The organism is Candidatus Pantoea communis (assembly GCF_011752685.1).
Classification (GTDB): Bacteria; Pseudomonadota; Gammaproteobacteria; order Enterobacterales; family Enterobacteriaceae; genus Pantoea; species Pantoea communis.
This window is the reverse complement of record NZ_VWXC01000032.1, coordinates 11478-32402: the sequence shown is the minus strand read 5'-3', so window position 1 is coordinate 32402 and position 20925 is coordinate 11478. Positions and strand designations below refer to the sequence as shown.

Annotated in this window: 18 protein-coding genes and 1 pseudogene; 10 read left to right on the top strand and 9 right to left on the bottom strand. The window is 50.4% G+C overall.

The window, feature by feature from the left end:
* Nucleotides 1-269 precede the first annotated feature (269 nt).
* Entirely contained in the window at nt 270-713 is a 444-nt protein-coding gene (locus tag F3J37_RS26300) for a GNAT family N-acetyltransferase (protein WP_370662143.1), read from the bottom strand.
* Between the two features lie 310 nt (nt 714-1023).
* Between F3J37_RS26300 and F3J37_RS26295 the strand changes: the two genes are divergently transcribed.
* Nucleotides 1024-1764, top strand: coding sequence for a hypothetical protein (locus F3J37_RS26295; RefSeq protein ID WP_166936572.1), 741 nt, complete (start codon nt 1024-1026; stop codon nt 1762-1764).
* A 202-nt stretch (nt 1765-1966) separates the two neighbouring features.
* Here the strand turns inward: F3J37_RS26295 and F3J37_RS26290 are convergent, their stop codons facing one another.
* Complete coding sequence (locus F3J37_RS26290; protein WP_166936570.1) at nt 1967-2506, bottom strand: hypothetical protein; 540 nt, start codon at nt 2504-2506, stop codon at nt 1967-1969.
* Nucleotides 2507-2820: 314 nt separating this feature from the next.
* On the opposite strand from F3J37_RS26290, the gene F3J37_RS26285 reads away from it, so the two are divergent.
* Both F3J37_RS26285 and F3J37_RS26280 read left to right on the top strand, forming a co-directional pair.
* Entirely contained in the window at nt 2821-3447 is a 627-nt protein-coding gene (locus F3J37_RS26285) for a Vat family streptogramin A O-acetyltransferase (RefSeq protein ID WP_166936568.1), read from the top strand.
* 158 nt (nt 3448-3605) lie between these two features.
* Entirely contained in the window at nt 3606-3932 is a 327-nt protein-coding gene (locus F3J37_RS26280; protein WP_205299054.1) for a hypothetical protein, read from the top strand.
* Here F3J37_RS26280 and F3J37_RS26275 read toward each other — a convergent pair.
* The 5 genes from F3J37_RS26275 to F3J37_RS26255 form a co-directional block, all read right to left on the bottom strand.
* A complete protein-coding gene (locus F3J37_RS26275; RefSeq protein WP_160866876.1) occupies nt 3864-4130 on the bottom strand; it encodes a DksA/TraR family C4-type zinc finger protein in 267 nt (88 codons plus the stop codon). The genes F3J37_RS26280 and F3J37_RS26275 overlap by 69 nt on opposite strands.
* 38 nt (nt 4131-4168) lie before the next feature.
* Entirely contained in the window at nt 4169-5077 is a 909-nt protein-coding gene (gene ppk2, locus F3J37_RS26270) for a polyphosphate kinase 2 (RefSeq protein WP_166936566.1), read from the bottom strand.
* A 25-nt stretch (nt 5078-5102) separates the two neighbouring features.
* Entirely contained in the window at nt 5103-6722 is a 1620-nt protein-coding gene (locus tag F3J37_RS26265; protein WP_166936564.1) for an inorganic phosphate transporter, read from the bottom strand.
* A 361-nt stretch (nt 6723-7083) separates the two neighbouring features.
* Nucleotides 7084-7341 carry a hypothetical protein gene (locus F3J37_RS26260; protein WP_034822590.1) on the bottom strand — a complete coding sequence of 86 codons (258 nt, stop codon included), beginning with the start codon at nt 7339-7341 and terminating at the stop codon, nt 7084-7086.
* Nucleotides 7342-7502: 161 nt separating this feature from the next.
* The gene (locus F3J37_RS26255) at nt 7503-8522 is read right to left on the bottom strand and encodes a LacI family DNA-binding transcriptional regulator (protein ID WP_034822592.1); all 1020 of its coding nucleotides are present in this window, start codon (nt 8520-8522) and stop codon (nt 7503-7505) included.
* 423 nt (nt 8523-8945) lie between these two features.
* Between F3J37_RS26255 and F3J37_RS26250 the strand changes: the two genes are divergently transcribed.
* The 3 genes from F3J37_RS26250 to F3J37_RS26240 are packed head-to-tail and all read left to right on the top strand — an operon-like array spanning nt 8946 to nt 12772.
* Complete coding sequence (locus F3J37_RS26250; protein ID WP_166936562.1) at nt 8946-9665, top strand: gluconate 2-dehydrogenase subunit 3 family protein; 720 nt, start codon at nt 8946-8948, stop codon at nt 9663-9665.
* 22 nt (nt 9666-9687) lie between these two features.
* Nucleotides 9688-11460 carry a GMC family oxidoreductase gene (locus F3J37_RS26245; protein ID WP_166936560.1) on the top strand — a complete coding sequence of 591 codons (1773 nt, stop codon included), beginning with the start codon at nt 9688-9690 and terminating at the stop codon, nt 11458-11460.
* Nucleotide 11461: 1 nt separating this feature from the next.
* The gene (locus F3J37_RS26240; protein ID WP_166936558.1) at nt 11462-12772 is read left to right on the top strand and encodes a c-type cytochrome; all 1311 of its coding nucleotides are present in this window, start codon (nt 11462-11464) and stop codon (nt 12770-12772) included.
* 148 nt (nt 12773-12920) lie between these two features.
* On the opposite strand, the gene chaB is transcribed toward F3J37_RS26240, so the two are convergent.
* The gene (gene chaB, locus F3J37_RS26235) at nt 12921-13151 is read right to left on the bottom strand and encodes a putative cation transport regulator ChaB (protein ID WP_166936557.1); all 231 of its coding nucleotides are present in this window, start codon (nt 13149-13151) and stop codon (nt 12921-12923) included.
* A gap of 705 nt (nt 13152-13856) precedes the next feature.
* The gene (locus tag F3J37_RS26230; RefSeq protein WP_166936556.1) at nt 13857-14867 is read right to left on the bottom strand and encodes a YrzE family protein; all 1011 of its coding nucleotides are present in this window, start codon (nt 14865-14867) and stop codon (nt 13857-13859) included.
* 481 nt (nt 14868-15348) lie between these two features.
* On the opposite strand from F3J37_RS26230, the gene F3J37_RS26225 reads away from it, so the two are divergent.
* The 4 genes and pseudogenes from F3J37_RS26225 to F3J37_RS28550 all read left to right on the top strand — a co-directional run bounded on the left by F3J37_RS26225 (nt 15349) and on the right by F3J37_RS28550 (nt 20291).
* A complete protein-coding gene (locus F3J37_RS26225; protein ID WP_058960710.1) occupies nt 15349-15870 on the top strand; it encodes a type 1 glutamine amidotransferase domain-containing protein in 522 nt (173 codons plus the stop codon).
* 217 nt (nt 15871-16087) lie between these two features.
* Nucleotides 16088-17869 carry a thiamine pyrophosphate-requiring protein gene (locus F3J37_RS26220; RefSeq protein ID WP_166936554.1) on the top strand — a complete coding sequence of 594 codons (1782 nt, stop codon included), beginning with the start codon at nt 16088-16090 and terminating at the stop codon, nt 17867-17869.
* A pseudogene (locus F3J37_RS28555) lies at nt 17811-19051 on the top strand (phosphoketolase family protein). Before F3J37_RS26220 ends, F3J37_RS28555 begins: the two are co-directional and overlap by 59 nt.
* Entirely contained in the window at nt 19011-20291 is a 1281-nt protein-coding gene (locus F3J37_RS28550; RefSeq protein ID WP_369410698.1) for a phosphoketolase family protein, read from the top strand. The pseudogene F3J37_RS28555 and the gene F3J37_RS28550 overlap by 41 nt, the downstream one beginning before the upstream one ends.
* The last annotated feature ends 634 nt before the right edge of the window (nt 20292-20925 follow it).

Below are 20925 nucleotides of genomic sequence, written 5' to 3'. Positions count from 1 at the left end.
TTTAAAAACCCGCGCGGTAAATGGAACTGCATCCCCGGTTTTCTGGCCATTAAACCTGAAACTCTCTGAAGCCAGATGGCCCCCTTTGGCTCCCAGGCGTATCGAGTCGTCAGCCCGACTGTGCTGACCGGCAAGCTCCGCCGCACCGCCAGAATGGACGTTTCGGGCCTGACGGCTACGGTCTGATGGCGAAAAGATGGATGAATTTTAGTTGCTGGAAGTTATCAGCGATGGTCCGTTGTGAGCGGACTTGATTTTGTATGGGAAGATTATGTTCCCCGTAGCTTCATATGCAATAAAGGGTATGGCATGCCCTGGCCGTCAACTTCAGAACGACCAACAGTTTCAAAACCGTGTTTTTTATAAAAGGTAATAGCCAGAAGATTCTGTTCGTTTACATCAAGTTCATCAGCACCTTGCTCGTGGGTAGCTTGTAGCAAAAGTCGTTTCCCGATGCCCTTACCGCGTTGATCTGCATCCACAAAGAGCATTTCAATACGATTTTTGCTTACCCCAGTAAAGCCCACGATCGAATGGTCATAGCTTCGACGAGCTAGCGTAATAGTCAGGCCAGGAAGATACGTATGCAGTATCAGGGGGCGTAGTGCCTGAATATCCTGCTCCTCTAAAAAATCATGTGTGGCACGTATAGATGATTCCCAAACCTTCAGTAAGATCGGGTAATCAATTGGGGTACCCACTTCCATATTTATCATGATCTTATAATCCACAAATTGACTTCGTATAGCCATGATAGCTGTGTGGTGTTATTTGTCACCATGTGGCGTAAATTTATCCGCTATTGGCACATAGCAGACATCCACAACAGCTAATGTACGCTCCGAGCGATCTGCAGACATTTATGACAGCACTCTATTTGAATCAACGGTGGGGCAGAACACGTCTGTAAGAATATCCTGTTAGCTTATTTCTGAGCAGGTCTTTAAGTCCTTTAGGCCAACAGACTATCCTTTTTATAGTTACCACCGTTCTAACTATCATTTGCAGAAAAGGAGCACTGAGATGATTTTTACTGACGATACAATTTTGGGATATGGCAGTTCACATCAGTTTTATTCATCCGGTGACGAACTTGTTTTAGACAAAAATTACCGCCGCGCTCACCTCCCATTGGTTAACTCGTCCCATCCAGATGTCATAACCAGTGATGAAGACTACTGTATGGGGACGTATAATACCCCCCGGCATTCTATAGTACTGCCCGTTAGTGATGAACGCCTGCGCCAAACAACAACGTTTATCGAGATTGAGAAAGCTCTTCGTAACGCATCGTTTACAAATAAGATAGCCTGGGACTTGCTGGAAAAAAGGAAAAACCTGTTACATGCGACAATCAGTAGCGGATTGAACGATAATTGCATAGAACTTACCATTGAATCACTTCAGACATTTATGGATACACAACCAGTAAAAAAATACAGGCTTGGCGGGATTTTTATGGGGCCAGTCAATACTGGAAGACTTTATCTAAAAGTGTATCCCGAAGCGACCGGTTCGGGGCATATATTCGGTGAGATCCAGTCACTGCTTGGGCTTAAGCAATCAGAGTTTTTCCTTGTAGGTTATTTTAACCTGACAGATCATCTCAATCAGCCTGAAACAATTGAGCTTTCTGAGATCCTCAATCGTTTTTGTAATGAAACGCTATGGGAAGATGAACTCAGAGAATTATGGCTTATTTCAACACACGATGACTTGGTCTTGAACGGTGAAATATCCAAAAAAATTATCAGGTCTGCATAACAGAAATTGATACCGGCCTTTTAGCCCCAGCGGAATAGCTTCTGTAAACCACCATTAAAATAAGCAAGAAACTTCCACGGGTGGCATGGAACTGGCTAAGGACATAAGCGAAAGGGCTACTGTAAGCGGAAAGCGGACGCTGTCCTGCAACCATTCTCAAAAATACAGCCTGGGAAATGTAGGTGTAGCGGCAATGCAAAAATCAATTATCATCCGGTATTGAATATTTCAACTCTATATCAGGTGCATCCGTTAAGTTCCGCCCTGAGCGGGCCATTAAATACCCGGCAATCTCCTCGACACTCAGGTTAGCATTTAACATTTCAGGATTCTGGAACCAATTATCCGGCCAGAAGATTAGGTCAGATGGATTACCTGCAAAATTACATTCAAGTAATGAAAGTGCGAAGTTTTGCTCGGACTCCTTGCCCTCGCAGACACAGATGAATGTTATTGTTTGAAGCAATTCTTCCCACGTAAAGTCAGGATAAAATTTATCCAGATTAAAAGCCATCCTGGTAAATTCTCTGGCATTTGTCCAGGAGGAGAAGTCCCTGAAATCAGAAAATGTATAGGGGTGCACAACCTGGTTATTCCATTCGACCATCATAGCCGCCAGATCAGCATCGTCCTGTTCTGCACCTTCATCAATTTTGGAAAGTATCATTTCAGCTTTTTTTGCTAGTTCACTAATCTTTTTACTACTGACTTTGGTAGGTTTCATCCTTTCCGGCAGTGGCATTGTTTTAATCCTTGAGCATTCAGAGACATCTTTATTGATCATCTGATTGGCATATTACTAAAAAGCCCATTTCGAAGCACCTGGTATTCTGTTGAAAGGTTATATCAGCAGCCTAGATCACCCCTAATTATCCTTAAATTGTCATAGTACGTTAACGTCTGCTCCTTGCACTTAGCGGCTCTCAGGACGTGAACTGTCTGCTTAGAACAAAAAGAGGGGAGTGCAATGCGCAAAAGAACGCTCATAATTAAAGCACTACCCTTATCGTGATGTGGTAGCCTTCAAGCAACAAACTATTTTTATCAGGAGGAATTATGCACGGACCAGATCCATCCAATACACACCCAATGGAGGGATTCCCACAGGTTTGCTTCATCAAAAACACGATAAAAAACCCTAACATCATCGTGGGTGATTTTACTTATTACGATGATCCAGAGGACTCGGAAAACTTCGAGCGTAACGTTCTCTATCATTTTCCTTTTATTGGAGACAAGCTGATCATTGGTAAGTTTTGCGCCATAGCTAAAGGCGTTCAATTCATAATGAATGGGGCAAATCATAAACTTTCTGGCTTCTCCACTTTCCCGTTTTATATTTTCGGAAACGGATGGGAAAACGCCATGCCACAAGCCGGTGATTTACCCTACAAAGGCGACACTGTGATTGGCAACGATGTATGGATCGGCTTTGACGCTCTGATTATGCCAGGTGTGAAAATCGGTAATGGCGCGATCATTTCATCACGTTCGGTCGTCACCTCCGATGTGCCTGCCTATACGATTGTCGGTGGCAATCCTGCAAAAATTATTAAGAAACGCTTCCCAGATGAAACCATCGCGACACTGGAAAAGCTGGCGTGGTGGAATTGGCCGGTTGAAAAGATCACCAAAAATATCACGGCAATAATGTCCGATGATATTGAAAAATTGCGTAATTAACGGCCCTTCTCTGCAGAAATACCGAAGTTTAAACTTTAGGTGCGCTATCGGAGCATCGTCCGCACTTGCTACCAGGCAGCGAAATAAAGGATTTAAAAACAGTGTTTTCAACGATAGGCTTTTGCGTTGTCTCACTTTGACTCAGGAGCGTAGCCAATATGTTCGACCATCCTACCCAACCCGAAGTCGCTGAATGGTTTGCCAGTCTGGGTATTGAAGAAGTGTCATACAGTGTGTGTGGTATCGTCCTCACGAACGAACCGCCTGAGCACTGGTTCTATAAGCGCAACAAACTGCGACCTGAGAGTCTTAAGCTGGAATTGCGCATCCCATCGAGCGGGAACTGGCTGGTCGATTTGTCACGTCATGACCAGCTGTTCAATGTTCAGTGGCGTCCTGAAGGGATTACGACTCATCTACCGCAACTGGCTATCCTTGCTGCCACGGCGGTTATACCCGCTGTGGCTGGCTTCTTGTTTATCTAACGCACTTTGGCACTTCACGCAGTAACGCACCCCAGGCAACGCGCTGCGACGCGCTTCGGGAATCGGTTCCCCGCACTCGTCGCAATACTCTGCACTTTCGCCGTGGTTGAGGTGACTCCTGGCGCGCGCAATCGCATCATCCACGGTCGCATCAATCTGCTTTTGCACTGCACCATCTTCAGACCAGCCGCCTGCCATAATCCCTCCTGATATTCATCGACTGGTCAAAGTATAGTTCAGTAGCTATCGGGCACGATCATGCTCTCTGGCACCGGATGACGGGCATAATTTTCATGATGAATGCGGGAAGGTAATGAAATCTGCTCGCCTTCTGCGGCTTCATACGGCACCTGTTGCAGCAGGTGAGAAATACAGTTCAGCCGAGCCTTCTTCTTATCAACGCCTTGCACCACCCACCATGGCGCCTCAGAAATATTGGTGCGCTCCAGCATCATCTCTTTGGCAGCGGTGTAATCCTCCCAGCGGCGGCGGCTTTCCAAATCCATCGGACTCAGCTTCCACTGCTTCAGCGGGTCATGAATGCGGCTAAGGAAACGCATTTCCTGCTCTTCATCGGTGATGGAGATCCAGTATTTCACGATCTGAATGCCGCTGCGCACCAGCATGCGTTCAAACTCTGGCGTACTGTGGAAGAACTCCTCGTACTCCGCATCGCTGCAAAATCCCATTACCTTTTCGACGCCCGCGCGGTTGTACCAGCTACGGTCGAACAACACGATCTCGCCCGCTGACGGCAGATGAGAGACGTAACGTTGAAAATACCACTGCGTGCGCTCACGTTCATTTGGCGCGGGCAGTGCCGCCACGCGGCAATAGCGCGGATTGAGTCGCTGCATGATGCGTTTAATCACGCCGCCTTTGCCTGCCGCGTCGCGGCCTTCAAAAATCACCACCAGTCGATGGCCGGTGCGAATCACCCAGTTTTGCAGCTTCACCAATTCGCCCTGAAGATGAAGTAACTCCATAAAATAGCGGCGACGCCACGCCATCTCTTGCGGATCGTTATTGGCCGCCAGACCAACATCCGCTAACTCCATCTCCAGCGATTCGTCATAGCTGTCATAGAATTCCTGTAAAAAGCGCGCATCAAACATATTGTTGTTATTCATTTCATGTGCAGACATCGTCTTATCCCTGTCGAAGCGAGCGTTACAGTGAAGTCATGATCCAGTAGAGGGCGGCAGAGAGCAGCGCGGCGGCAGGCAAGGTGAGCACCCAGGCCAGTACCATATTGCGCAGCGTGCCGAACTGTAAGCCGCTGCGATTGGCGGCCATGGTGCCCGCAATACCTGAGGAGAGCACGTGTGTGGTTGAGACCGGAAGACCAAAGGCATCCGCTGCGCCAATGGTGCCCATCGCCACCATCTGCGCACTGATGCCTTGCGCATAGTTAAGCTGGCTTTTGCCGATCTTCTCACCCAGCGTGGTGACAATGCGGCGCCAGCCCACCATGGTGCCTAATCCCAAAGCCAGTGCCACCGCGACTTTGACCCAGGTCGGGATAAATTGCGTTGCACCGTTCAGCGCAGTTTTCAGCGCCTGCAGATTTTGCTGGGTGGCAGCCGGTAAAATCAGCGAGTGATCGGCTTGCAGACGTTTGATGGTTTCAGCTGCCAGATACATCTCATTACGCACGGCAGGTTTCTGATCGGCGGGGATTGTCTGCAACGCGCCATATTGCTTCAGCGTGGCGCCGATGTTGCCACTGACCTGAGCCAGCGCGGCGACCACCGTCGTATCGCGTTGGCCAGTGCGCAGATAAGTCGCTAATACATCATTAAGCTGAGCAGGAGTGGGTGTGTTGCTGAATTGCAGCAATTGTGACTGGCTGCTTTCGGTCAGTGTGATCAGATGTGGAATATCGGACTGGGGCACGGAACGATTGAGAGAGTAGGTTACGGGCAGGGCAGCCACCAGAATCAGCATCATCAGCCCCATGCCTTTTTGGCCATCATTCGAGCCATGTGCAAAAGAGACGCCGGTGCAGGACAGCACCATCAAACCGCGAATCCACATCGGAGGCGCACCTTCATCTTTGCTGGTGGCATACAACTCAGGTTTTTTCACCACGCGCTTCATCAACACCAGCAACAGTGCAGCACAGAAGAAGCCGACAATCGGTGACAGGATCAGCGCATTGCCGATGTTTAATGCCTGCCCCCAGTTTACGCCGCTCATGGCGCTACGCCCGTGCATCACGGCATTGGCGATGCCCACGCCAATAATGGAACCAATTAAGGTGTGCGATGAGGAGGCGGGCAGGCCCAACCACCAGGTGGCGAGGTTCCAGATGATCGCCGAGAACAGCAGGGCGTAGATCATCACAAAGCTTTCGCTGCTGCCGGTTTGCATAATGAGTTCAATTGGCAACAGGGAGATGATGCCGAAAGCCACCGCGCCAGAAGAGCATAAAACACCAAGGAAATTGAAAATTCCTGACCACACCACCGCCACGGTCGGAGAGAGTGAGCGGGTATAAATGACGGTAGCCACGGCGTTGGCCGTGTCGTGAAAACCATTGACGAACTCGAAACCCAATGCCGCTAACAAGGCAAACCCCAGGAGCATCAGCGGTAGCACACTGCTAAAGGTGACCCCGGTTTGTTGGATATCACCGATTAATTGCGTTCCCGCAAAGAGAACGCCGGCGAGTAAAACCATGCCGAACAGGAAAAGCGGTTTCTTACTGTTTTTTGCAGGGAGTGGAATCGCGGAAGACAGCGGTGAAGCGGCAACATGTAAAGTCTGAGGCGTAACGTAATCACTCATTAGTGAAAATTTCCTATAGATCGCTAAAGCAGCATAAGCACAACGATATGTGCGGCTAACATATAGAAAATTTATGAAAGTTTTATGACAGAACTGTCAAAATTTAGTCATATAAATGAAATTTTTGAGATGCAATAAAATCGATATTTGTTTGTTTTATAATTAAAAACAATTGGTTATGTGATTCTTTCGCAGTGGCGGATTCGCCAGTTTGAGTTTTATTTCTGCCATAAATTTGTCACATTTTGGTTTGACTGATTACTATAGATTACATTTTCAGCAGGAGACCATTACCGTGCTAATGAGATCTAAGCTTGAAGACCCTGCGTTAATGTTGGCGTTAACTTATAGAACCAGACGACTATTTGTGGCGTCTTTTCAACTCATCAAACAACCATTCTTTGCTGATGGGGCCGGAACTTAACTTCTGAATCATGGCATTATCCGCATAGTTAAGTAGCCATTCTCCGAGTTCCGCCATGCCCGCTTCATAAGAGCCGTGCACCTCAACAAACTTTTCCGACAAAATCAGTAGCTCCATGCGCAGCGCGTTACTGCGGGTCATGAACTCCAGATAGCCTTCGCGATCGGTTTCATAATCGGGGATCTTCGACAGCACAATGACCTCTTCTTCCTGAATGGTGGCCTGCCAGTGTAAACCGCTCTGTCATTTATGTGCAGAATAATCATGCTGAACAAGTGAATATTTAATTGTTGCGGTTCGCTTATCTTGCTTTCGCTTAAGCCTCTTATTTTGTGGGGTAACGCTGTACCTACTGACTAATCCAGATTCTCCGCTGTCACAATGCGCAGTTCAACGCGGCCGTCCTGATACAGATCGGGTTCAAAGCCCTGTTCCAGATGCCGTATCAGCAGGTCAGTGGCCAGCACGGCGTGCTGACGGGCGTTTTGATCCAGCGTGTAGGAGAGCGCGCCACTTTGCAGCAGATCTTTCGTCACATCATACAATTCGTGGGTGATGTAGCAGCAGCGGCCCAGTAACTGGTGTTGCTGCAATACAGCACTGATATCGCTGTTGTTGTCGCCAGAGTTATACAAACCGACCACATTACTTGATTGCTGTAACGTGTGATTCAGCAGCGTTCGGATTTTGTGCCGTTCATCTTCCCCCGCCAATACTTCACGCAACTGTAACCAGGGGGCGCGTTGGGTGATGGCATCACGAAAACCTGAAATACGTTGAATATGTGCGCTGAAATCAAAACGCCCGCTAACCATGATCACGTCACCCTTGTGGGGCATAGTCTGGCTCATTAATAAGCCTGCGGTACGCCCAGCCTGATATTGATTTATTCCAACATGGCAGAATCGATGTGAATTGGGTAAGTCTGAAACCAGCGAAACCACCGGGACACCTTTATCTTTACACCAGGATAAGGCTTCATGAATAACAGGATAGTCATGCCCATAAACAATAATACCGTCGCGCAACTCACCGCTTTTTTTTATCTTTTCCGCTAGTTTTTCCGGTGGATTTTCCGTCACCAGTGTACGAAATAATTTTATTTTACGATAACCCAGTCGATCGGCAATGTTGGCAAATTCATCGGCTAACTGCTGAAAAAACCAGGTGCCATTACTGCTCAGGAAAACTTCAATCTGCCAGGGATGCTGCGTGTCATCCGGCAGTAAACGCTGTAACCCGGCCTGACGCGCGGCGCGCAGCACTTTGCGTACCGTTTCCGGACGAACCCCGCCACGCTCATTCAGCACCCGGTCAACCGTGGCGATCCCAACCCCGGCCAGTTCAGCCACTTTAATCAGGGTGAGTTTTTTCATTTGTTTCTGAGCCCCAGTAAATTTCATGTTCACTATTTCAACTACGCAGAGTGCGCATCAGGTCACAGCCTGGTGTCTATTTTCGCCGTATTATGCGCAACGTTTCGTGACTGGCAAGATGTTAAATGTTGCGAGACGAAACCACACTCTACATCGTCCAGTCCGGCTTATTAAAAACTTCAATGATGGGAAACCATCAACAAAAACCTTTCAAAGCGAAGGGGGAGTCATTACTCTTTGCTGCGTTGTTAATATTTAATTAATTACGTGATTTGAATGTAAAAACTTACCTCAGTATTTATCTAATAAAAGCCCACCGGGCAGCGTCATTATTTATCCAATAAACCTTATTTATATGGCTCAATGCCAGGCACAAATACGTCTGTTATTTGACCTGGTTTGCAATGTGAAAGCAGGGAAAACATGAAACGCAGAGAATTTCTCACTTCCATCACCGCATTGGGAGTGGCTTCCACGATCCCGACATTGGCGCAGGCCGATGAGGTGAAGGGTGGCCAGCCCTGGGAACCCGGCAAAATCCAAACGCCGCCCGCACCGCCGAGAAAAGGGGGGCTGCAATATCTCACTCAGCATGAATTTGACACGGTAGGCGCCATCGCTGAACGATTTATCCCAGCGGATGAAACCAGCCTGAGTGGCAAAGAGGCAGGGTGCGCCATTTTTATTGATCGGCAACTCGCGGGCGATTACGGCAACGCAGTGGCGATCTACCGTTTAGGCAAATTTGTCAAAGGCACCGCTGAGCAGGGTCCGCAATCTCCGCTGACGCCTGCACAACGCTATCGTCTTGGCATTGCTGCGCTGGATAAAGCCCTTCAGCAACACTATGGCAAAGACTTCCTCTCACTACGTGGTGATCAGCAGGATCAGGTGCTGACCGCAATGGAGCAGAACAGCCTCGATCTCGGTGAGGAAGTTGAAACCAAAGTGTTCTTTGAACTGTTGCTGCAGAACGTGCGTGAGGGCTTCCTGTCTGACCCGATTTATGGGGGGAACAAAGACATGACCAGCTGGAAAATGATTGGCTTCCCTGGCGCTCGCTACGACTTCCGCGATCTGCTGCCGAAAAAAGGACAGAAGCTCAACATCATTCCTACCAGCCTGATTGATAACACCCTTTAATTTGTTTGCTGAGCAATAAACTATGAATAACGTCCGTCCAAAAGCTGATGTCGCCATCGTCGGCCTGGGGTGGTGCGGCTCTTTGATCGCCGAAGAGCTGACCCGCGCTGGTCTGAATGTCGTTGCCATTGAACGTGGCCCGTGGTTTGAAACCGCGACAGATTTTCCCCCCTCGGTCGATACCGATGAACTGCGCTGGGATACGCGCCGCAGTATGCTGCTGCCGCCCGCCGTCGAAACCACCACTTTCCGTAATAACACCACGCAAACGGCTCTGCCAACTCGTGAGTGGAACCTGAATGAGCTAGGTTACAACGTGGGAGGCTCGGGCACCCATTGGGCTGGGATGGCATGGCGTTTTACGCCGTTCGATTTCGAGCCTTACAGCCAGACCGTGAAGCGTTATGGAAAACAGCAGATTGCCAAAGGGGTGATTCTGCAAGACTGGGGAGTGACTTACGACGAGCTGGAACCGTTTTACGATCGCTTTGAAAAGATCGCCGGCGTGTCAGGCAAGGCCGGTAAGCTGAACGGCGAAGTCATTGAAGGCGGCAACCCTTACGAGGGCAACCGCTCAAGCGAATACCCTTTGCCTGCGCTAGAGAGTATGCGTCTAACGGATATTTTTGCCGAAGGCGCGAAGAAGATCGGTTTGAAACCCTTCATGGTTCCCGCTGGCCAGGCGTCACGCGCTTATGTTAACCCACTGGGTGTGCGCATGGGGCCTTGCACCTATTGCGGCTACTGCCTGTATTACGGCTGCGGTAACTTCTCAAAATCCAGCCCTAACGCCTGTGTCATCCCAGCGTTAATGCAACGTGAGAACTTCACGGTGTTAACGGACTCCGCAGTGGTTCGCGTCAATAAAGCGGAAGACGGTAAAACCGCCACCGGCGTGACCTATCTCGATAAGAACAAGAAAGAGTGGGTACAGCCCGCAGACATCGTGATCTTATCCGCCTTCCAGATGCAAAACGTCCGTCTGCTGCTGCTGTCCAAAATTGGGGTGCCTTACAGCCCGGTGACCAAAACCGGCGTGGTAGGGCGTGCCTACAGCTTCCAGACGGTATCGGGTGCAGCGATCCACTTCAAAGATGAAAATCTGAATCAGTATATCGGTGCCGGAGCCCTTTCTTCGCAGGTGGACGACTGGAACGGCGATAACTTTGACCATACCGGTCTGGGCTTTATCGGTGGCGCAGGGATTCTGGTCGTGGCGCGTGGCGCGCGTCCTATCGGCAACGCCGATGCACTGCCGCCGGGCTCGCCACGCTGGGGTAAAGAGTGGAAGAAGGCTTATACCCACGCGTTCCAGAACACCACCTTCATTTTCGGCCAGGGCACCAGCTTCTCGCACGAAGATTACTATCTTGACCTTGATCCTGAGTACAAGGATGACAACGGCAATCCTCTGCTGCGCGTCACCTTCGACTACAACGATAACGATCGCCGTTCAGCGAAATTTATCGAAGAGAAAAGCGTCGAGATCGGTAAAGCCATGGGCGCGGAAATCGTCATCGGCACCAACTCTGCTTCGGGTGCTTACTCGCCGTATAACTTTGCCAGCGACCACACCATTGGCGGTGCGGTGATGGGCAACGATCCGAAAACGTCGGTGCTCAACCGTTATCAGCAGTGTTGGGATGCGCACAACGTGTTTGTGCTGGGGGCGTCTTCCTTCCCAAACAATGCGGGATACAACCCGACGGGCACGATTGGCGCACTGAGTTTGTGGACGGCGAAAGCCATTATTGAACAGTACCTGAAAAACCCAGGTCCGTTGGTGAAGGTGTGAGATGAAGAAAACCAAACTCATTGCGGGCGTAGCGGTGATTGCTGCGGCCGTGGCAGCGGGCATGCTGTGGATGAACGGTGATACCTCCGCGGATGATGTCGCCAGCGACAACGTACTCACCAGCCAACCGCCAACGGCGGCAGACAGTGCCGCAATTGAGCGCGGACGTTATGTGGCGATTGCCAGTGACTGCACGGCTTGTCATACCATGCCGGAAAGCAAACTACCGCTGGCCGGGGGCTACTCCATCAGCACGCCGTTTGGCGGTATTTACGCGAGCAACATCACGCCGGATAGCGAAACCGGTATCGGTAGCTGGACAGAGCGTGATTTCTTCCGCGCCGTGCGTCACGGTAAGGGCAAAGAAGGGGAGCACCTTTATCCTGCGATGCCCTACAACGCTTATGTGAAGCTGACGGATCAGGACATGCACGACCTGTGGATGTACCTGCGCTCGGTTAAGCCAATTCACTATCAGGTGCCGGAAACCAACCTGGGCTTCCCGTATAACATTCGTCTGGCGATGATGGGCTGGAACCTGCTGTTTTTCCGCAACGCAGGTTTCCAGCCAGACAGCAGTAAAAGTGCTGAATGGAACCGAGGCGCTTATCTGGTGGAAGGGCCAGAACACTGTGCCGCCTGCCACACGGCTAAGAACCTGATTGGCGGTGACAGCAGTGATTATCTGCAAGGCGGTAATCTGGGTGAATGGCACGCGCCTGATATCACGCCCAATCCTCATGTTGGCATTGGGAGTTGGTCTGAGCAACAGGTGGTGGATTACCTCAAGCTCGGCAGCAATCATGTGGCGGTCGCTTCAGGCCCGATGGCGGAAGCTGTGACTAACTCCACACAACACTTAACCGACGCTGACTTGCGCGCGATTGCGGTGTATCTCAAGCAGGTTCCTGCCTCAACCACGACGTTGCCGCAGCCGTTGTCGATGGACAATGCGCAAATGAAGATGGGTGAAAATGTCTATTCAGCCAACTGCACTGCCTGCCATAACAGTGACGGTAAAGGGATTCCCAACCTCGCGGCGAGCCTGGCGAATAACCCTGGCCTGTTAGCGGATGATGCCTCTTCCATCATCACGACGGTGCTGCAGGGGGGACGCGGCGCGGTCACAGCAGGCAACCCAACAAGCGGTGCGATGCCTTCGTTTGCCTGGAAGCTTTCGGACGAACAGGTGGCAGCGGTGGCAACCTACCTGCGGAACAGCTGGGGAAATGCGGCAAAACCGGTTCGTGCGGATGAGGTGGCAGACAAGCGAGCCCTGCTGCGCCTGCCTCCGCAGATGGCGGCGCATTAATCAGGTCTGAATCACAGGCCGTCCGCAAGGGCGGCCTGAATCCTTTCGCCAAAACTCTTACCCAAAATGATTTTTAAATTCTGGCAAAATTCACTCGTCGTTCTGGTAAAGCACGAGCGTTTTCCACCCTGTATCGGCGAGGAATTGTTCAGGACTTCTTATGCCATTTATCGTCGCGGCCTTTTTCGTAGGAATGCTTGACTGCAGACCAGGCCACTTTATGTGACACTTCCTCCCGAGAGCTGTCATCCTGACGGTCCTTTTTGTCCTTATACTCATCCCAGGCACTGTTAAATGCTGCCAGATAAATATCCTGCGCATGAGCAGGGAGGACATGCCTGACGCTGTCTGGTAGGGAATCTCGTGATTTATACGGCATTGTTGGCCTCCTTTGATTTGAGACTTAAGCCTGGTTCACTTGTGACAATTTTCAACGTTTATTTAAGTGGATGAGGTTATATAAAATTCACTTCAGAATATTGCTCAGGATTCAGATTGTTGACGTCACAATCATCATTTTTCGTCACATTGAGAATTTATAAGTTGATTATTTCTATCCAACTCAAGTACAGGGGGTTCAGACAAGTCAGCACATGCACTAATGACACTACGGATAGAAGGCTTCTGCCTGGGTTATGAATGATTAAATTTAATCGCAAGAAGATACAGATTTGTCCTGGAAAATGCCTTTAGGTTTACAGCATTGAATTTCCTGCCAGGCTGAATGATTAAACGTAAATATGAGGTTAGAAAATGAAGAACTACACGCTGTCAGCCGCAGTCTTATCCGTCATCCTTTGTGGTGTTTGTTCTTTTGGAGCTTACGCTGGAGTATTTGGATAAAGTGATGAGCCAGCGGTGTTATATGCTCACTTGCTGGCCGAAGCAGCTGCAAATTCGTCTGTACATAAACCGAAACGAGGATTTTATTATTTAACTACCCCTTAGAAAAGATTCCTTAACTTAAACCTCAAGGGGGATAGAACTTACTCGCTTGCCGCCATGTGATTTTAATGCACAGGGCGGCATGGGGTTTAGCGAGAGGATCTGATCATCGAAACAGTATTTCTCTCACCGTAATGTGTCAGAGAGGTCGTTCACCGACCAGAACGGTATGAGGCTGAGTACGTCTGCCAATGCGTCCGAATACAGCAGCCAGCACGCCCTCAATAATCAATACGAAGAAGGTGAACCAGCTGGCTCTGGCGGTTGCGGCGGCGGCTTTCTCTGCGGCTTCACGGGCTGTCTGCTCAGCCTGCTGTTTTAGTTGCTGAAACTGTGCCACGGCTTTTTGATAACTCTCAACCGTCTGGTTAACGATCTGCTCAGCTTCCTGATCGCTCTTACCTGTCCGGGCTTTAATAATGTTTTTGAGCGCATCCCGGTCGGCAGCCTGAAGGGTGTCTGAATGACGATTAATAACCCCACGGATCCAGTTCACGATATCGTTATCCGCATTTTGCGGGTTCTGAGCCGTTTGTTTAGCCTGATCTTGTGCGCTATTTGCCTCACTGTTCACATCCTGCTGAAGCTTATCCGGCTGAAGTTCAGGTTTACCTGTCTGACGGAGGGTGGCCTGTAACTCATTCTGGAGCGAATCTAAATTAATATTATTCTCCTGAAGTTTCTCTTTGGCCATGTTCCCGACAGACGGGGCAACGGCCGAAACACCACTTCCTAGCGCACTTGCTCCGGCACCAAGGATATTAAATGCGCCTCCGATAATCCCAGTTGCCAGTGAAAATGCCAGCCAGAGGGTGATAAGTGTACTGACGCCAAACATCAGTAAACCGTGGAGTGCGCCCTCACGTTGAGCCAGCCTGCCAGCGACGTAACCGCCGGCAATGATGGCGATAAGCATACTGACACCGGTCCATATCAGCGCACCCGTCCCTATATGTTCAAGCGGATTGCGTTCCTGTTGAGGGTCAATGACAGAAGCACCAATCGCAGTGCCGAGTAATCCTAATAAAATATGAACAATAAGCGCGGCGATAACACCCGCAAATACCGCGCTCCATGAGATACGTTTCAGCGGCAGGCCGCCATAAGAATCTGTGACGATTGCACCATCATTTACCCAAGGCTCAGCCATGATATTTCTCCGGTAATTTATGATAATTATCCAACATCACGAAACAGACGTTATGATTTAGCGTAGTCACTAAATAAAAAGCTCACCAAGTTTATTTTGGGGATTGATCTGCATTAAACGAGACGGTTAACAATCTTGTAAGGCGCATCTAACAAAATCTCGATGAGGCGGGATACTTAGAGCGTATATTTCTTTTACTTGACGACTCTTAACATGAAAATAGAGCTAACCTTTACAAGGCGGTTCATCAAAATGCTGTTTACAGTTTCAGTGATGAATTTTGCCATGGATACATAAATGGTTGTTAAATCCTGCATAAATATCTGATGACTCGTTGTGTTTAGGTGTCTGTTATTTCCTCTCCTTCATTTTCTTCTGCTTAGCACCAACCGCCTGGCTTGTGTTTTATGCCATGGCGACCAGACTTATTGGGTTAACCGAGCCCCAAACGCTGAGCGTTTTTAACCGCAAGGAGAAACATATGGGTAAGAAAATAGCTGTCCTGATCACCGATGAATTCGAAGACTCAGAGTTCACCTCACCCGCCGATGCCTATGCCAAAGCCGGCCACGAAGTCGTGACTATTGAGATGCAGGCGGGGAAGGTTGTGAAAGGTAAACAGGGTAAGGCGGAAGTCAAAATCGACAGGGACATCGATCACGTTACTCCTGCAGAATTTGATGCCTTACTTTTGCCTGGCGGTCACTCACCTGACTCACTGCGCGGTGATGATCGTTTCGTGAATTTCACCAAAGAATTTGTTGCCAGCGGCAAACCGGTGTTTGCCATCTGCCATGGACCTCAGTTGCTTATCAGTGCTAATGGTGTGCGCGGCCGCAAGATGACCAGTGTAAAAGCCATCGCTATTGATCTGCGTAATGCAGGTGCTGACTTTTATGACAAAGAAGTCGTTGTGGATGACGATAAACTGGTCACCAGCCGCACGCCGGATGATCTGCCTGCGTTCAATCGGGAAGCGCTGCGCATTCTCAATGCAGCCTGAGAGACATCTTCATCCTGCTATTTGTCAGGTGGCCGCTTTACAGAGCGGTCACATCCCTTCCGAAGCAGACTGGTTAATACCGGCCAACGTTTGCCAGATAAATCTTTCTCAGAGTTTAGCGCTTCAATGCGAACCAATGCTTTGAATGATGGGGGAAACCCGACAACTTTTTGCTAACTCTCCTCACGAATTGCATGAATAAAGAGGGATGAAAACGATGAGCATCAAGACCAGCGATTTTTTTGTTCAGCGCCTAAAAGAGTGGGGCGTGACGCGCATTTACGGTTACCCGGGGGATGGAATCAATGGGGTGCTGGGTGCGATACAGCGCGCGAATGAGAAAGGGGAAGGCATTGAATTTATTCAGGTGCGCCATGAAGAAATGGCGGCCTTCATGGCGGCGGGTCATGCAAAATTTACCGGTGAACTGGGCGTTTGCCTTTCAACGGGTGGGCCAGGTGCTACGCATCTCCTGACAGGGCTTTACGATGCGAAAATGGATCATGCGCCGGTGCTGGCCATTGCCGGACAGGCCGAGGCAACGGCAAGAGGCGCAAGCTATCAGCAGGAGATGAACCTTGATCGCGTGTTTGCGGATGTGGCGAATTTTGTGCAGGAAGCGGCCGCACCGGCTCAGGTTCGACATCTCGTCGATCGTGGCGTGCGTATCGCCAAAGCGCAAAACGGCGTTGCTGTGCTGATCATCCCAAAAGATATTCAGGATGAAGAGTGGCAGTCACCGCCACATCTGCACGGGTTTACCCATTCAGGCAGTGGCTATCAGCGTCCCAAAATTACCCCTTATGAAGCCGATTTGCAGCGCGCCGCCGATGTGCTCAATGCGGGGAATAAAGTGGCGATCCTCATCGGCTCTGGCGCACGCGGCGCGGCGGTTGAAGTCGTCCAGGCGGCAAATCAACTGGGTGCTGGCGTCGCCAAAGCGTTACTGGGCAAAGATGTCCTGCCCGACGACGCCCCTTTTGTGACCGGCTCGATAGGCCTGCTGGGCACTAAACCTTCCTGGGAGTTGATGCAGCACTGCGACACGCTGCTGATGATTGGCAGCGGTTTTCCCTGGACGGAGTTCCTGCCAAAAGAAGGGCAGGCACGTGCCGTGCAAATCGATATCGATCCGGCCATGCTCGGCTTACGCTACCCCTGTGAGGTGAATCTTCACGGCGATGCTGCTGAAACCCTGCGTGCACTCCTGCCTTTACTGGATCACAAAGAGGACCGCAGCTGGCAGGAAGAGATTGCGGTGCAGGTTCAGGACTGGTGGAAGCAGATGGAAGAGCGAGCGCTGGCACCAGCCAATCCCGTTAATCCCCAGCGGGTGGTGTGGGAGATGTCTCCGCAGCTGCCGGATAACGCTATCGTCACTTCTGATTCCGGATCCTGTGCAAACTGGTTTGCGCGCGATTATCGCGTGAAACAGGGACAACGGGCCACACTGTCAGGCGGGTTGGCCTGCATGGGCGCAGCCGTTCCTTATGCGATCGCGGCCAAATTTGCGCACCCTGAACGTCCGGTTGTTGCGCTGGTGGGGGATGGTGCCATGCAGATGAACAACATGGCAGAGCTGATAACCATCCAGAAATACTGGCAGCAGTGGGCGGATGGCCGTTTGATTGTCTGCGTGTTCAATAATCAAGATCTGAATCAAGTAACCTGGGAGCAGCGCGTCATGGAGGGCAATCCCCGCTTCGAAGCCACGCAGCAACTGCCTGATGTGAAGTATGCTGAGTTTGCTGAATCACTGGGGCTGGTGGGCATTTATGTCGACAACCCGGAACAGCTGGCCAGCGCCTGGCAACGTGCGTTAAGCGCAGATCGCCCCGTATTGCTGGAGGTCAAAACTGACCCGGAAGTGGCTCCGCTCCCACCGCATATCACCTTTAAACAGGCTAAAGCCTTTATGTCATCGATGGCAAAAGGCGATCATGGCACCTCGCAGATACTCAAAGACACGGCTAGCCAGCTGTTTTCTAAAAAAAGGTAACGAAAGGCGGTCCGGAAAGAGGGCCGCATCTTCACAAGTCAACGACGAACGCAATATCGGAGGAACAGGTATGACGACAGTCACCGGGACCAATGAACTTGCTCTGATAGACAGATACTGGCGCGCGGCAAATTACCTCTCTGTGGGACAAATCTATCTCATGGAAAATCCGCTTCTGCGGGAACCCCTGAAGCCAGAACATATCAAACCTCGTTTACTGGGGCACTGGGGAACCACGCCGGGCCTGAACTTTATCTATGCTCACCTCAACCGCATTATTCGCCAGCGGACCGTGATCTCCTTTACGTCTGCGGGCCCGGACATGGTGGCCCCGGCATGGTGGCTAACAGCTGGCTGGAAGGCAGCTATAGCGAAATTTATCCTCACGTCAGTGAAGACGAAGAGGGAATGCAGAGGCTGTTTAAACAGTTTTCTTTCCCGGGCGGGATACCGAGCCACGCTGCCCCTGAAACGCCGGGCTCGATTAATGAAGGGGGCGAACTTGGCTATTCGCTGTCGCATGCGTTTGGCGCGGCCTTCGACAACCCTGAACTGGTTGTACCCTGTGTCATCGGTGACGGTGAAGCGGAGACGGGGCCACTGGCTGCCAGCTGGCACGGCATTAAATTTCTGAATGCCCAACGAGACGGTGCGGTGCTGCCAATTCTCCATCTCAACGGTTATAAAATCGCAAACCCTACGTTGCTGGGACGCAGCAGTGATGAAGATCTTCAGCAGCTATTTAGTGGCTATGGATATACCCCGCTCTTTGTCAGCGGCCACGAGCCGCTTGCCATGCATCAGCAGATGGCCACCGCGCTGGACACGGCGTTTGACATCATCGCTGATATCCAGCACCAGGCGCGCAGCGGTAATGCAACTGATGCTGTGCCACGCTGGCCCATGATTATTCTGCGCAGCCCGAAAGGATGGACCGGCCCGCGTGAGGTGGATGGCAAAAAAGTGGAGGGATTCTGGCGAGCCCATCAGGTACCTGTTTCCGCTTGCCGTGAGGATGATGGCCATCGCCAGATCCTTGAACAATGGCTGCGCAGCTATCAGCCGCAGGAACTGTTTGAGCCAAGCGGAGCGCTTGCACCTGAATTGCGCGCGCTTGCCCCGAAGGGTAATAAGCGTATGGGTGCAACCCCCCTATGCCAACGGGGGAAGGCTGCGCCGTAAACTGATTACGCCAGATATTCACGACTTTGCGCTCGAGACCGGTCAGCCCGGCAGCACACAGGGACAGGCCACCGAACAGTTTGGCCGTTACCTGAGTGCAGTCTTCCAAAAGAATCTTGATAACTTCCGCCTGTTAGGCCCGGATGAAACGGCATCCAACCGTCTGTCACCCGTGTTTGACGTCACCTCCCGCACCTGGATGGAACCCATCAAGGATTATGATGAACAGCTGTCACGTGACGGTCGTGTCATGGAGATCCTCAGTGAGCATCAGTGTCAGGGCTGGCTGGAGGGCTATCTGCTAACAGGGCGTCACGGGCTGTTTAACTGCTATGAAGCCTTTATTCATATCGTCGATTCGATGTTTAACCAGCACGCTAAATGGCTGAAGGTCACCCGCAAGCTGGGCTGGCGACAGCCGATCTCCTCGCTGAACTATCTGTTGTCGTCCCACGTCTGGCGTCAGGATCACAATGGCTACAGCCATCAGGATCCGGGATTTATTGATCATGTCGCGAACAAGAAAGCCGACATAGTGCGCATATACCTGCCACCCGATGCTAATACGCTGCTGTGGGTCGGGGACCACTGCCTGCGAACATGGGACCGGATCAATGTCATTGTTGCAGGTAAACAACCTTCACCCCAGTGGCTGGATGTAGAGAGTGCCATTGCTCACTGTGAGGCGGGTATGAGTATATGGAAATGGGCGAGTTGTGAGGGTGAACCAGACGTTGTCATGGCCTGTGCGGGGGACGTGCCTACGATGGAAACCCTGGCGGCAGTAGATTTACTGAGGGGCTATCTGCCGGAATTGCGTATCAGAGTCGTCAATGTGGTGGATTTACTGGCGTTGCAGACGCAGGAGCAGCATCCGCATGGCAAACCTGAGCAGGAATTTGATGCGCTGTTCACTACAGATAAACCCGTGATCTTTGCCTTCCACGGTTACCCGAGTCTCATTCATCGACTGACGTATCAGCGTAATAATTACGGCAACTTCCATGTTCATGGCTTCAATGAAGAGGGCACCACCACCACGCCATTCGATATGACGGTGCTGAATGAACTGGATCGTTATCATCTGGCGCAGTCGGCCATTTTGCACGTGCCGGGTTTATCTGAGCGTCATCCGGAACTCCTCGATGATCTGCAGGAGCGAATCGCTGAGCACCATCGTTATGTCAGAGAGCATGGCGAGGATATGCCTGAAGTGCGCAACTGGGTTTGGGGCGGATGAAGTCGTTTACACGGGGTCATTGGGCCAAATGAAAGCGGGTATGTAATTTACGGGGATGAACCTACCCCTGGACGGCGAACGAACCGCATCAAATGCTTAATCGAAACAGGCCCAATAAACCAGGGAATGCAAATTAGCGATCCTCAATTTAAAATGGTCAACACGTTGTTTGGATGACGTTATATTTCGGCCGGAATACAGAATATCTGCCATGCTAATCTATTCTTAAATATTATGATTAAGCGGGGCGGGGAAGCATTTATCAGATATTTACTGCGATTTACAAATAACATATATGAAAAAGGCTAAGCTAAATATCATGTGTTAGCAAATCAGTAGCATGAGTTGCCACAACGATTTTCCCTGGTGTTGTCACTATCATATGACCCCCGCTTCGGCGGGTTTTTTTTACTTAAGAACAGTAAAGGGAAGTATGGGAGTGCATAAAAGGCTGCCTGAAGCCGCTTCGAATGCCCGACATACGTATGAGGACGAAGATAATCCAGCTAGTAATAATCCGAATGAGAATAGTAAGATCCCTCATAAGCGTGATGATAACCAAGGCCATAAGAAAAAAATTAATAGCTGATTGAATACGCAGTCACTATGCAGGGGTATACGCTTCTTAAAATCA